This window comes from Anaerolineae bacterium, assembly GCA_035529315.1.
Classification (GTDB): domain Bacteria; phylum Desulfobacterota; class Desulfobacteria; order Desulfobacterales; family ETH-SRB1; genus Desulfaltia.
The window spans coordinates 1-13,462 of record DATKWZ010000025.1 but is presented as its reverse complement, the minus strand read 5'-3'; the positions used below and the strand labels follow the sequence as shown (position 1 = coordinate 13,462).

13 protein-coding genes are annotated in these 13,462 nt (G+C 40.9%); all 13 read left to right on the top strand.

Annotated elements, in window-relative coordinates; translation table 11 throughout:
• Positions 1-6 precede the first annotated feature (6 nt).
• Entirely contained in the window at positions 7-1,143 is a 1,137-nt protein-coding gene (gene lpxB / locus VMW78_04715) for a lipid-A-disaccharide synthase (protein HUV50304.1), read from the top strand.
• A complete protein-coding gene (locus VMW78_04710; GenBank protein HUV50303.1) occupies positions 1,143-1,814 on the top strand; it encodes a lysophospholipid acyltransferase family protein in 672 nt (223 codons plus the stop codon). Before lpxB ends, VMW78_04710 begins: the two co-directional genes overlap by 1 nt.
• Before the next feature lie 21 nt (positions 1,815-1,835).
• Positions 1,836-3,611 carry an ABC transporter ATP-binding protein gene (locus VMW78_04705; GenBank protein ID HUV50302.1) on the top strand — a complete coding sequence of 592 codons (1,776 nt, stop codon included), beginning with the start codon at positions 1,836-1,838 and terminating at the stop codon, positions 3,609-3,611.
• Complete coding sequence (lptF, locus tag VMW78_04700; protein HUV50301.1) at positions 3,608-4,774, top strand: LPS export ABC transporter permease LptF; 1,167 nt, start codon at positions 3,608-3,610, stop codon at positions 4,772-4,774. Before VMW78_04705 ends, lptF begins: the two co-directional genes overlap by 4 nt.
• 239 nt (positions 4,775-5,013) lie before the next feature.
• Positions 5,014-6,090, top strand: coding sequence for an LPS export ABC transporter permease LptG (gene lptG / locus VMW78_04695; GenBank protein ID HUV50300.1), 1,077 nt, complete (start codon positions 5,014-5,016; stop codon positions 6,088-6,090).
• 85 nt (positions 6,091-6,175) lie between these two features.
• Entirely contained in the window at positions 6,176-7,474 is a 1,299-nt protein-coding gene (locus tag VMW78_04690; protein HUV50299.1) for a 3-deoxy-D-manno-octulosonic acid transferase, read from the top strand.
• A gap of 91 nt (positions 7,475-7,565) precedes the next feature.
• Positions 7,566-8,711, top strand: a complete 1,146-nt coding sequence (gene lpxK / locus VMW78_04685) for a tetraacyldisaccharide 4'-kinase (GenBank protein ID HUV50298.1) — start codon at positions 7,566-7,568, stop codon at positions 8,709-8,711.
• Positions 8,708-9,463: a glycosyltransferase family 2 protein gene (locus VMW78_04680; protein HUV50297.1), complete on the top strand. Its 756-nt coding sequence runs from the start codon at positions 8,708-8,710 to the stop codon at positions 9,461-9,463. Before lpxK ends, VMW78_04680 begins: the two co-directional genes overlap by 4 nt.
• Positions 9,456-10,361, top strand: coding sequence for a lysophospholipid acyltransferase family protein (locus VMW78_04675; GenBank protein ID HUV50296.1), 906 nt, complete (start codon positions 9,456-9,458; stop codon positions 10,359-10,361). The genes VMW78_04680 and VMW78_04675 overlap by 8 nt, the downstream gene beginning before the upstream one ends.
• A gap of 121 nt (positions 10,362-10,482) precedes the next feature.
• The gene (locus VMW78_04670; GenBank protein ID HUV50295.1) at positions 10,483-10,884 is read left to right on the top strand and encodes a GxxExxY protein; all 402 of its coding nucleotides are present in this window, start codon (positions 10,483-10,485) and stop codon (positions 10,882-10,884) included.
• Positions 10,885-10,954: 70 nt separating this feature from the next.
• Positions 10,955-12,001 (top strand): lipopolysaccharide heptosyltransferase II, encoded by a 1,047-nt coding sequence (gene waaF / locus VMW78_04665; GenBank protein ID HUV50294.1) that lies wholly within the window; start codon positions 10,955-10,957, stop codon positions 11,999-12,001.
• Positions 11,998-13,068, top strand: a complete 1,071-nt coding sequence (gene waaF / locus VMW78_04660; protein ID HUV50293.1) for a lipopolysaccharide heptosyltransferase II — start codon at positions 11,998-12,000, stop codon at positions 13,066-13,068. The genes waaF (VMW78_04665) and waaF (VMW78_04660) overlap by 4 nt, the downstream gene beginning before the upstream one ends.
• 165 nt (positions 13,069-13,233) lie before the next feature.
• Positions 13,234-13,462, top strand: a 229-nt coding sequence (locus tag VMW78_04655) for a glycosyltransferase (protein ID HUV50292.1), incomplete at its 3' end; no start/stop codon positions are given.

Genomic DNA, 13,462 nt, shown 5'->3' with positions numbered 1-13,462 from the left:
CAATTTATGGGTCAGATTCTTAATAAAAAATCTGTTATGATCATAGCCGGTGAAGCTTCCGGCGATATCCACGGATCGCGTCTTGTAACGGCCATGCATAAAAGAAACAGCGACCTTTTTTTCTACGGTATTGGAGGCAGGGCTCTCAGGGATGTTGGGGTGAAGATTCTTGTTGATGCTGAAGAGCTGTCTGTTATCGGGATAACCGAAGTCTTTTCCAAGTTACGCGATATTTTAAAAGGAATAAGAATAGCCAAAAGGTCTCTTAAGAGGATGCGTCCTGATCTTCTTATTCTTATAGACTTTCCGGATTTTAACCTCCATGTCGCAGCAACTGCAAAAAAGCTTAAAATACCTGTACTCTATTATATCAGTCCCCAGGTCTGGGCGTGGAGGCCGGGCCGTGTCAGTAAAATCGGAAAACTCGTCGATCATATGGCTGTTATATTGCCCTTTGAGCAGCAGTTTTACAGAAAGCATAATGTTCCCGTTACATTTGTGGGCCATCCTCTGCTCGACAATAAGCATGCAACAGATAATATCTGCGGGAACATAACAACCGGTGCGTCTGTAATAGGTCTTTTGCCGGGCTCACGCGACGGGGAAATAGCGCGGCATCTTCCGGTAATGCTTAAAGCCGCCGGTCTTATTGCAAAACGGGCCGGGAAGGTAAAATTCATTATTTCAATCGCGCCCTCTATTGAGAGAGAACATATAGAAGATATAGTGAAAAATTATAAACAAAAAATTGATTTTGATATTATTGCAGACAGCGTGGATAAAGTCTTTAGAAAATGCAGACTCGTTGTTGCGGCATCCGGTACCGTTACTCTTGAAGCTGCGATTTCCGGTACTCCGATGTTAATTATTTACAAGGTGTCCCCGATAAGTTACTGGCTGGGCAAAATCATGATCAGGATTAAGAATATCGGTCTTGTTAATCTTATTGCAGGCAGGGAGATTGTGCCTGAACTGGTGCAGAGCAAGGCGTCCCCTGAAAATATAGCGGACACGGTGCTTAATATGTTAAATGATGCTTCCGGCCTTGAAAGGTTAAGAAAGGAACTCTTGAGCGTAAAAGATTCTCTGGGAGGACCGGGAGCTTCAGAACGGGTCGCTGAAATAGCTTTAGGCATGCTGTAATGAACAGAATCTCCGAAATCAAGTGGAATCTTGCCGGTATTTTCGGCAAGCTTTTAATTGATCTTCTTTTCAGTACAATAAAGATTGAAAAGAAAGGATTTGAAAAAGTAGAGCCGATTATTTCATCAGGAAAGGTTGTATTTGCAGTATGGCATTCAAGGATGCTTCTTGTCTCATACCTTTGCAAAGGACTTAACGGAACTGCAATGGTCAGCAAATCAAAAGACGGTGAAATTGCTGCAAGGATAATTCAGAGACAGGGACATGAAGCTATTCGTGGTTCAACAAAAAAAGGCGGGCTTCATGCTCTGTCAAGGCTTATAAGAAAGGTTAAAGGCAAAAACAAAGTATGTTTAATTGTGCCTGACGGCCCACAAGGCCCAAGCCGCAAGGTCCAGCCTGGAATAGTTATTCTGGCTAAAAAAACCGGATATCCGATAGTGCCTATCACCTACAGCGCCCAAAAAATAAAGGTTTTTGCAAGCTGGGACCGTTTTATTCTACCCCTTCCTTTCACAAAATGCAGGGCTGTATATGGCGCTCCCATTTATGTCCCACAAGATGCCGACAAAAACGAAGAGAAAAGATGCTTAATGCTGCTTGAAAATGAACTGAATCGCATTACCTCCGGCGTTGACAGCTATTATGGGCATAATGTGATCAGGGATTAGGGGTCGGGAATTAGGGATTATATGATCAAAAAGACTTTATCATCGCTTATAACAAACGACAAACACAGGCGGCTGCTTGCGCTTATAAAAGACAACTGGTTCAGGCTGTTTCTCGCAATGGCATGTATGATGGTTATAGCTCTTGCAACTTCTGCTACAGCCTTTTTGGTAAAACCCGCTCTTGATGATATATTTTTCAATAAAGACATCAAGATGTTAATATTGATTCCGATCGTAGTTATCATTATATATCTTTTGCGGGGGCTTGGAATGTATGGTCAGACCTACCTTATGAATTATGTTGGAGAGAGCGTCATAAGGAGGCTTAGAAACAGTCTTTACGACCACATTCAGGATCTTCCGATATCCTTTTTTCATAAAGAAAAGACCGGAGTCCTGATGTCTCGCATAACAAATGATGTGGGTGTTATTAAGGGTATGGTATCTACTGCTGTAACAGGAGCATTAAAAGACGTCTTTACCATAGTGGGCTTAACAATAGTTCTGTTTTACCGGGACTGGAAGATGGCTATGTTCGCATTTGTAATTTTACCGATCGCCTTTATTCCTGTTGTGGAATTTGGAAGGCGTGTGCGCAAAATCAGCACAGGTTGCCAGGAGGCGATAGCGGATCTGAATTCTTTCCTGCATGAAACCTTTGCGGGCAACAAGATAGTAAAGGCGTTCGGAATGGAGCAGTATGAAAAGGAACGTTTTCATGAAAAAGCGCTCAATCTTTTTAGACTTGAGATGAAGGCGGTTATAGCCAGCTCCCTTTCATCGCCTATCATGGAAGTTCTTGCAGGCTTCGGAATAGCCTTTATTATATGGTATGGCGGTTTAAAGGTGATTTCCGGCACATCAACGGCAGGAACATTTTTTTCTTTTATGGCTGCAGTCCTTATGCTGTATGACCCTGTAAAAAAATTAAGCGGGTTGAACAATGCGATTCAGCAGGGGCTTGCGGCTTCAGACAGGGTTTTTGACATCATAGACAGAAAATCGGAGATAGCAGAGGATGGCAACCCTGTAAAAATCCAATCCAGGCCCCACAATGTAATGTTTGATAATGTTTTTTTTAAATATGAAGAGGAGATGGTATTAAAAAACATCAACTTTAATGTTAAAGCCGGAGAGATACTGGCTTTAGTTGGAATGAGCGGGGGCGGGAAAACATCCCTTGTTAATCTGATACCGAGATTTTACGATGTAACTAAAGGGGCAATCCTTTTTGACGGGATCGATATTCGAAAAGCATCAATATCATCACTTCGCAAACAGATCGCAATAGTAACTCAGGAGCCCATACTTTTTAATGATACCGTGAGAAACAATATTGCTTACGGGAACCAGAACGCATCTCAAGAGGATATTGAAAATGCGGTAAAAGCCGCCTATGCCTATGATTTTATACAGGGTTTTCCTGATAAATATGACACAATGATTGGAGAGCTTGGCGCGCGCCTGTCAGGCGGAGAAAAGCAGCGTATATGCATAGCCAGGGCGCTGTTAAAGGATGCTCCTGTATTAATCCTCGACGAGGCAACCTCATCACTGGACACAGAGTCTGAAATGCTTGTTCAGAAGGCGCTTGAAAATCTGATGAAGGGTCGCACTACCTTTGTAATCGCTCACAGGCTTTCAACCATCGATTATGCAGACAGGATAGTGGTAATTGTAGACGGCAGGATTGTGGAAGAAGGGGGAAAGGAAGAACTGATCGCTTGCCGGGGAGAATTTTACAAACTCTATCAGATGCAGTTTAACAATTCAGGGATTCAGGGATTCAGGGATTGATCAATTCAATTATAAATAGATATTTATTCAAAGAGATGTTCCCGCCCTTTGTAATCAATATCCTGTTTTTCACATTTGTTTTTCTGCTGACAAAAATACTTGACATAATAAACTTGATTGTAAATTACAAAATAGGTTTATCCGCTGTCTTTTTGATGCTTATTTATTCGGTGCCCCATTTCCTCGCGTTTGTCATTCCTGTTTCAACAATGATGTCTGTTCTTTTAACCTTCCTCAGATTGTCCGCCGACAATGAAATTGTAGCCCTTAAAGCCGGAGGAGTAAGTGCTTACGGGCTTCTTCCTCCGGTATTTCTTTTCTGTTTAATGGGATGTCTGCTAACAGGCTTTATAACAATATATGGAGTGCCGTGGGGCAGGCTATCCTTTAAAACATTGACTTATGACGTGGTTGCATCAAATGCTGATATTGGTCTTAAAGAGAGGACCTTTAATGACAGTTTTAATGATGTGATGATTTACGTAAATAAAGTTGATTTAAGAAACAAAGCATTGATAAATGTTTTTATTGAAGATCAAAGGAACAAAAATATTGTCAGCACCGTGATCGCTCCAACCGGTAAGCTCTTTAGCGAACCGGACAAGCTTGCTTTTTATCTCCGGCTTTATAATGGAACAGTAAATCAGGTCGACCTTAAAAGCAGGGCAGTGCATTCAATAAATTTTGACACCTATGATATAAGTCTTGATCTTAAAAAGGCTGTTTACGCGGCGAAATCGAGCCAAAAGGATGAAAAAGAGATGAGCCTGACTGAGTTGAGTCAATATCTGCAATCTGCCGCAAAGAAAGATATTAAATACTATTCAGCCCTTATAGTATTTCACAAAAAATTTTCACTTCCTTTTGCCTGCTTTGTTCTCGGTCTTATCGCAATTCCTTTAGGTATAGAGTCGAGTTCTTCAAGGCGGTCATTTAGTTTGGGGCTTGGTCTTGTTTTCTTTCTGGCATATTATTTGATGTTGTCTGCGGGTTTGGTTTTGGGTGAAACAGGTGTTTATCCACCTGTTATCGGTATGTGGACTCCAAATATCGTTATTGGAGCTATAGGATTATATCTTTTTATAAGAACAGCTAATGAACGTCCGATAAATATCTACCCGGTTCTTAATTTGTTTAAGGGTCGTGGAAATAAATTGAAGTGAGCATAGCACATTAGCCCACTGAACTTAGCGCACATTCGGTGCTGATATGAGTGCCTAAAGTGCCTAAGGTGAGCTAAAGTGCCTAAAATTGTGGTACGCCTTCGGCGTGCTAATTGATAACCCCAATGCCACAACCATGACCCAGACCCGACACTATCTACTACCCCGGCTGATGTATAACGCCTGGGCGAGTTTTAAAATAGGCAGAATTCCTTAACTTTAGGCACTTTAATTGCTTTATGCCGATAATATATAAATATTTGACCAGAGAAATCCTCAAATACTTTGCAATCATTCTAATAATGGTTGTAGGCATTTATGTTGCTGTCGATTTTTTCGAAAAGGTAGATAATTTTATGGAAGCAGGTCTTTCTCTTTCAAAGACCTTTTCCTATTTAATATTAAAGATACCATTTATTGTCGCCCAGATAATTCCGCTCAGCATCCTGCTTGCAGTGTTGATTGTTTTTGGCCTGATGACTAAAAATAATGAACTGGTTGCTTTAAAAAGCAGCGGCATAAGCACCTATTATTTTTTAACACCGGTAATTTTATTGGGAATAATATTTAGCGCATTTCTTTTTTTCCTGTCAGAAGTAATTGTTCCGGTAAGTATGGAACATGCTAACAAAATATGGCTGAAAGATGTCAGAAAAGAATCCGCGGTAATATCAAAGGAAAAAGATATCTGGATTAAGGGTAATTGCACGATAACGCACATAAAACACTACAATTCTGCAAACAGCGCTATATTCGGGGTTACTATCAATTATTTTGACGTAGATTTCAGGCTTATTAGAAGGGTTGACGCAAAAAAAGGTGTTTTTATTCAAAACAGATGGTGCCTGTATGATGTAGCGCAGCAAAATCTTAATAAGAAAGATAATAACTATAAGATAAGCTTTCATGAAAAGATTATTGAGAAGTTGGATTTTATGCCTGATGATTTAATGAGGGTTATAAAAAAATCGGAAGATATGAGTTTCAAGGAGCTGATCTCATATATCAGAAAGATTGAAGCAGAAGGATATGACGCTACAAGTTACAGGGTGGACCTTTATGCCAAGACAGCTTTTCCTTTTGTTTGCATTATTATGTGCATGATGGGCACAGGTATTGCTGTAAGAGGAAAAATCAAGGAGGGCCTGCCCCTCATCATTGCATTAGGCATAGGAATAGCATTTCTTTATTGGATATCTTATAGCTTTTGCATATCGCTTGGATATGGAGAAATGCTTCCTCCTGTTATTGCCGCATGGGCTGCAAACCTTATTTTTTTATGTTTTGGCGCGCTTATATTATTAAATAGTGATTAAATTAAAGTGCCTAAAGTTTGTGGTACGCCTGAGGCGCATTCCTTAACTTTAAGCACTTTAACATACTTTGGGCACTTGTAACTTTATGATTCTTTTATATAATATTCTTCTTGCAGCAGGAATTACCATTGGGCTTCCTCTGATAATTCCGCTTGTGCTCGCAACCGATAAAAGACGAAAAACGGTTCTGTACAGGCTGGGGCTTATGCCTCTTCCGGAACGCATAAGACAAAACAGATCATATCATCCTCACAACAGACCGATATGGGTACATGCCCTTTCCGTGGGCGAGGTTCTTTCCGCAGTTCCTCTGGTTAAAGAATTAAAGAGCTGTTTTAAACATCAGGATATTGTTTTTTCAGCTTCCACAAAAACAGGGTTTGAAATAGCAAATAATCTTTTAAAGGAAAATGCAGATGCAATATTTTTCTTTCCCTATGATTTGCTGATTTCAATAAAACATATTGCCACAAAGGTTGAGCCGGCCATTGTTATTATTGTTGAGTCTGATATATGGCCGAATTTTATGTTTGAAATGAAAAAGCGCAATGTTCCTGTGATCCTTGTAAACGCAAGGCTTTCAAGAAAATCATATTTTGGATACAAACGGTTTTTATTCTTTTTTAAAAAACTTTTTTTATCCTTTTCAAAAATTTGCGTTCAGTCTTTGAAAGACGCCCATAGCTTCAGCCTTTTAGGGATTCCGCCGGGCAGGATAACAATAACCGGAAATATAAAATTTGACCGGCAATACGATTCTGTCGGACGTGAAGAAATAAATAAATTAAGACAATCTTTGCTTGTTAATCCGTCTCAAAAGATCCTGCTCGCAGGAAGCACGCATTACGGAGAAGAGGCAATACTGCTTGACGCCTTTTCAAGACTAAAAAAGGAATATCTTGATCTTATCCTTATTATTGTCCCCAGAAATCCGGATCGAGCCAAATCAGTATGCCGAATCTGTAAATCAGCGGGTTTTTTTGCGGTTACAATGGCTGAGCTTGAAGAAAAAAAGACCGGGCAGGATGTGATCGTTGTTGACAGGATAGGGTCGTTAAAAACGCTTTACGCCATAGCGGATATAGCCTTTGTGGGCGGAAGCCTTGTAAGCTGCGGAGGCCACAATCCTCTTGAGCCTGCTGCATTTTCCAGACCGATTATCTTTGGGCCGAACATGAGCGATTTCGCGGATATATCGGATATGCTTATAAGCTCTGGTGGAGCCGGCTCTGTGCAGGATGCGGAAAGCATATATAATATTGTATCAGAGCTGCTGATCGACAATCAGAAAGCCGGAGAAATGGGAAGCATGGCTTTCAAAGTATTTAATGCCAACAAAGGGGCTGTTGAAAAGACCTTGAAGGTGATTAAAAGTTTTCTTTAACCCAAAATTTGATCATACTCGAAGCTCGATTGTATATGTTTATTGAAGATATTTTATCTTCGTGTTCTTCGTGGTAAAAAAAGGCAATTAGATGATAGACAAAATCAGAAAAAAAATAGAAAGCATTATGACAGGTGAGGATAAAACCTGTTTTTTTTCTTTTGCTTCCATTTTGTTTATTATTTCCCTTGCATACGGTTATGCTGTAAAATTAAGAGAATTCTGCTATAAAACAGGGATAGTAAAATCAAAAAAGCTGCCCTGCGCGGTAATATCTATCGGGAACATAACGGTTGGCGGAACAGGAAAAACTCCTATGACCATCAAGGTTGCACAGATAATCAGTGGCCTTGGCTATAAGGTAGCCATAATCAGCAGAGGATATAAAGGGGGGGCGGAAAAAACAGGAGGAATTGTAAGCAACGGGCACACTATATTCATGGAGCCTGAAAAGGCGGGTGACGAACCATTTATGATAGCCGCAAAAATAAAAAACATACCTGTTGTTGTAGGTCAAAACAGGTACAAGGCCGGCAGTCTGGCTATAAGGGAATTTGATCCTGATGTTATTGTGCTTGATGATGCTTTCCAGCATCTTGATCTGAAGCGAGACATTGATATTGTTCTTTTGGATTGCCGCCGTCCTTTTGGCAACGCGCATCTTCTTCCAAGGGGCATTTTAAGAGAGCCAATCTCTGCATTAAAGCGAAGTGATGCATTTGTTTTAACAAGGTTTGATTCTGCTTCCGATTATATCAGGCAAGCTGCTGTGGATAAAATTGAAAACCTGGCGCATGGCAGACCGTTTTTCAGGTCTTTTCATGTTCCGAATCTTTATAAACCGGCAAATGACAAAAAGAGCATGCCTGGCATCAAGTTGCAGAACTTTGATTCTGGTTTGTTACATGGACGCAGAGTCGTTGCCTTTTCAGGGTTGGCAGGAAATGATGATTTTCGCAGAACAGTTGAAAGCCTTAAATGCGATCTGATCGATTTTTTTGAATTTCCGGATCACCATAAATATACGGAAACTGATCTGCAAAGAATCATACAATCATCAATTAATGCTCAAGCTGAATTTATTCTCACAACTGAAAAGGACTATGTGCGGATTTCCGGCAAAACTTCATGGCCCATAGAGATTGTTGTTGTCGGCATAGAGCTTTCCCTGGGAGATGATGAAAGCCCCTTTGTCGATTTTATTAAAACCAGGCTTGAGCCTTTACTATTATCATGAAAAAACCAAATTTAAGTATAGCAGTTATTGCAAAGAACGAAGTGGACAGGATCAATCGTCTGCTCAAGAGCGTAAGATTTGCCGATGAAGTACTTGTTGTGGATTCCGGAAGCACAGACGGCACTCAGGATGTCTGCAAAAAGCTTGGAGCAAAGGTGGTTTTTAATAATTGGCCTGGATATGCTGCTCAGAAACAGTTTGCAATGGATTACACAACATCGGAATGGATACTGAACCTTGATGCCGACGAAGAAATATCAGGCCCACTTGCAGAAGAGATACAGCAAGCCATTAAAAATGTCGGCCCGGAGGTATCTGCTTTTTCCATGCCGAGACTATCCAGGTATCTTGGCAAATGGATAAAACATGGCGGATGGTACCCTGATCGCAAGGTGCGCCTTGTTCGCCGGGGCAAAGGCATGTGGAAAGGGGATGGTCTTCACGAAAAACTGATTGTTAATGGAAAGATAGAGCAGCTCTCTAAGCCGATTCTTCATCATGTTTACCGGAACATTTCAGATCACGTGGTAACCATAAACAGGTTTTCAGATATTCACACTGTCGAACGCGGCCCGGCCGGGGGCTGGTTTGTTTTTGCAGGCGCAGTTCATGCTATTGGCAAATTCGCAGAATGTTATTTATGGAAACTCGGCTTTTTAGATGGCATCCCTGGGCTTGTTATTGCCATGAATTCAGCCTGGTATGTCTTTCTTAAGCATGCCAAGGCCTGGGAGTCCGGTCTGCATGTTTAACTTGCAAGAGATTACATATAAAGTTCTTGCCGGCCTGCTTAAAGTCCTGGGCCTTATCCCGCGCAAGACAGCATTCAAGCTGGGTAACTTTATCGGACAAATTCTGTTCCTGGCTGACAGAAAGCATCGGAAAATAGCGATAGACAATCTGACACGTTCTTTTGGCCGTGAAAAAAGTTCGCATGAGATTAAAATTCTTGTTAGACGTGTTTTCAAAAATCTCGGACAGATTATTTTTGAGATCGGGTGGTCTTTGAGACTTGAGAGAAAAGACTTTCAAAAGCATTTTAATATCCAGGGATTGTCCAATTACAGAAATGCGTATGAAAAAGGCAAGGGCGTGTTGCTGCTTACTGCTCATATGGGGAACTGGGAGCTTTTGTCGATTGTTATTGCCATGGCCGGCTATCCGGTCAGTGTCTTGTACCGGCCGCTTGATTTTTTTCTGCTGGATCGCTTATTTGCTATGATAAGAGGTCGTTTCGGCACAGAATTGATTCCCAGCGCCCAATCTATGCGCAGGATTCTGCGAAGCCTGAAACATGGTAAGGTTGTTGGAATATTAATAGATCAGAATGTTGATTGGTATGAAGGGGTTTTTGTCGATTTTTTTGGCCACAGGGCATGCACAAACAAAGGCATGGCGCTTTTGGCACGCAGGACAGGGTCGCCTGTTATCCCGCTTTTTTTAGTGCGTGAAAAATCAGGATTTACGGCAGAATTCGGATCGGAAATTCCTTTAATAAAAACAGAAGATATCAGAAAAGATATTGAAGCAAACACACAGCAGTATAACAGGGTTATAGAAGACTTTATCCGTCAACACCCTGACCAGTGGTTCTGGGTTCATCAACGCTGGAAAACAAAACCATACTGCCCGTGGCCAGGAAAAAAATAGAACACGGATCACACGGATTTTACGGATAAAAAACATGAATTGTTATATAAGTTATTTTTTAATGCACTTTATGAAAATTATGACGTAATAATTCTGTGAAAATCCATAAAAAAGGAGAAATATGTTACATTCGGAAATAACCGAAAAGATAATAAAGGCCTTTTTTAAGGTTTATAACGTGTTGGGATATGGCTTTTTGGAAAAAGTATACGAAAATGCACTTGTTATTGAGTTGCAAAAAATGGGTTTTAATATATCACAGCAACATAATGTCAAAGTTTACTATGATATGAAGATGGTAGGGGATTATTACGCTGATATTATAGTAGATGATAATATCATCATAGAACTCAAAGCAGCAGAGAGTTTAAAGAAAGAACATAAGGCTCAGTTAATAAATTACTTAAAAGCGACAGAAAAAGAGGTGGGACTTTTATTGAATTTTGGTAGAACTCCTGAATTTAAACGGGCAATATTTACCAATGACAGAAAAAATTTATTGCAAGCTGAGATTGATGGATAACAGGGATTGAAATTATTTAAATAGTTCTGTGAAAATCAGTATAATCCGTGTCATCCGTGTTCTATAAAAAATGGCGATAAAACCAATACAAATAGAAAATATAAAACAGCTCCTTATCCGCTCCACCAACTGGATCGGCGATGCTGTCATGACTACGCCTGCTGTCAGGGCAATCAGAAAAAACTTCCCCCATGCCGAAATCAGCATATTAACCAAGCCATGGGTTGCTCCTGTGTTTGAAAGCAGCCCTTATATTGATAATATACTAATTTATGATGATTTTGAAAAACACAAAGGCCTTTCCGGGAAGCTGCGGCTTGCAAGGGAATTGAAAACATACGGGTTTGATGCGGCAATCCTGCTGCAAAACGCCTTTGAAGCCGCCCTTATCGCATTTTTTGCCGGCATTCCATGTAGAATCGGGTATAATACAGATGCCAGAAGTTTTTTATTGACCCACTCTGTTTCCTGCACGCCTCAAATCAAGAAGATGCATCAAACCGGATATTACCTGGGTATTCTCCACGGGATAGGTCTTGACACAGACGGCCCTGGGCTGGATCTTGTTGTAGATAAGAAATATCAAAACCGGGCCGCAAAAATTTTGGAAGAACATGGCGTATCAAGGGCAGACAGATTGGTAGGGATCAACCCGAGCGCCACCTTTGGCCCTGCCAAGCAGTGGTTTCCGGAACGTTACGCTGCCTTGTCGGATAAAATACATGAAGTTTTTGGAGCCCGCATACTTCTTTTTGGAGGTCCGGGAGACAGAGAACTGGGCAGAAGAATTTCACAGATGATGCAGCATCCGCCGGTTGACCTTTGCGGCAAAACCAAACTTGAAGAGGCAATAGCCTTGATAAACATGTGCAATCTTTTTATTACAAATGATTCAGGATTGATGCATGTCGCGGCTGCCCTTGATATTCCGTTGATTGCCATATTCGGTTCTACAAATCCGGTTACAACAGGGCCTAAGGGCTTAGACAGCAGGATTGTGCGGATTCCTGTTGAATGCAGCCCCTGTTTGAAACCGGAATGCCCCAAAGGCCATCTCAAATGCATGGATCAGATAGAAGTTGATATGGTTTTTGATGTTGCAAAGGAACTTTTGTGAACATACTCATTGTAAAATTGAGCGCAATCGGCGATGTGATCCATACCCTTCCTGCTCTGAATGCTGTTAGAAAACAGTATCCTGACGCACATATTACATGGCTTGTGGAAGAGGCGGCACATGGCGTTATCAAAGGGCATAAAGCGCTTGACAGAATAATTGTTTCAAAAAGAAAGACATGGCTGAAAGGGCTTGCCGGGCGATCCTGTGTTAAAAATCTTAGAGAAGTTTGTAGTTTTATTAAGGAGCTGCGGGACACCAGATACGACCTTATACTCGATTTCCAGGCTCTGCTTAAAAGCGGGGTTTTAATAGGGCTGGCCAGGGGAGGGCGGAAGATCGGCTTTGACAAAGGCATGGAACACCAGGAACACAGTTATATATTCTTAAATGAACGTATTAAGCCTGTTGACATGGAGGTTCACGCTCTGATCAGGGGGATGATGCTTTTAGAATCAATAGGGATTCATTCTCGTGAAGCTGTATTTAATGTTCCGGTTTCAGACCAGGATCACAATGCTGCAGATGATCTGCTGATGCAACATGGCATAAAAACGCCGAAACTCCTTGTTGCAATAAATCCAATGGCAAAATGGGAAACAAAGCTCTGGGATAATCTGAAATTTTCAAACCTTGCAGACAGGCTGATCAAGCAGGCAAATGCTGATGTAATTTTTACAGGAAGCATGGAAGATAGCGACGCGATCGAAGATATTATTTCAAACATGAAAGTCATGGCCGCCAATCTTGCCGGCAGAACAGACCTGAAAACACTGGCTGCTCTTTATGAAAAAGCATCTATTATTATTTCGACCGACACAGGGCCCATGCATCTGGCCGCAGCTATCGGAACCCCTGTTGTGGCCCTTTTCGGACCTACAGCGCCGCGTAGAACCGGTCCGTTTGGGCCTGCCCATACAATTATCAGGGCAGATCTGGAATGCAGCCCCTGTTTTAAAAGGCAGTGCAAAACAATTGACTGCATGAAACAGATCACTGTAGATCAGGTTTTTGACGCGGTAATGTCTGCAATTCTTTTACCTAAAGAGAATAAAAGTAATTTATAAAACCACGAAGCTCACGAAGGAATAAATAAAAAAAATATCACAAGAGCACAAAAAATAAGAATATTTGATTCCCGGGCATTGTTTCGTGTTTTCGTACTTTCGTGTTTTCGTGATTAATTTAAAACTGAGAATTTAAAATTCAAAATTGTTTACTTGGGATCTCGCATGGATGTTTGTATTATAATTGTTAACTGGAATACTAAAAAACTTTTATTAGACTGTATTCGCTCAATCCATGAGACTGTAAAAAATATATCATTTGAAATATGGCTGGTGGACAACGCATCAACAGATGGCAGCTTGGAGGCTGTTAAACAAAATTATCCTGATGTAAATATTATCCGGAATAAGAAAAACTTAGGTTTTGCCGCTGCCAACAACATGGCACTGGAAA

Excerpts from the sequence above, each read along its gene's own strand:
- VMW78_04690 (HUV50299.1), top strand. The coding sequence starts at position 6,176 with ATGATTCTTTTATATAATATTCTTCTTGCAGCAGGAATTACCATTGGG.
- VMW78_04680 (HUV50297.1), top strand. The coding sequence starts at position 8,708 with ATGAAAAAACCAAATTTAAGTATAGCAGTTATTGCAAAGAACGAAGTG.
- VMW78_04675 (HUV50296.1), top strand. The coding sequence starts at position 9,456 with ATGTTTAACTTGCAAGAGATTACATATAAAGTTCTTGCCGGCCTGCTT.
- VMW78_04705 (HUV50302.1), top strand. The coding sequence starts at position 1,836 with ATGATCAAAAAGACTTTATCATCGCTTATAACAAACGACAAACACAGG.
- VMW78_04710 (HUV50303.1), top strand. The coding sequence starts at position 1,143 with ATGAACAGAATCTCCGAAATCAAGTGGAATCTTGCCGGTATTTTCGGC.
- lptG (HUV50300.1), top strand. The coding sequence starts at position 5,014 with ATGCCGATAATATATAAATATTTGACCAGAGAAATCCTCAAATACTTT.
- lpxB (HUV50304.1), top strand. The coding sequence starts at position 7 with ATGGGTCAGATTCTTAATAAAAAATCTGTTATGATCATAGCCGGTGAA.
- waaF (HUV50294.1), top strand. The coding sequence starts at position 10,955 with ATGGCGATAAAACCAATACAAATAGAAAATATAAAACAGCTCCTTATC.
- lpxK (HUV50298.1), top strand. The coding sequence starts at position 7,566 with ATGATAGACAAAATCAGAAAAAAAATAGAAAGCATTATGACAGGTGAG.
- VMW78_04670 (HUV50295.1), top strand. The coding sequence starts at position 10,483 with ATGTTACATTCGGAAATAACCGAAAAGATAATAAAGGCCTTTTTTAAG.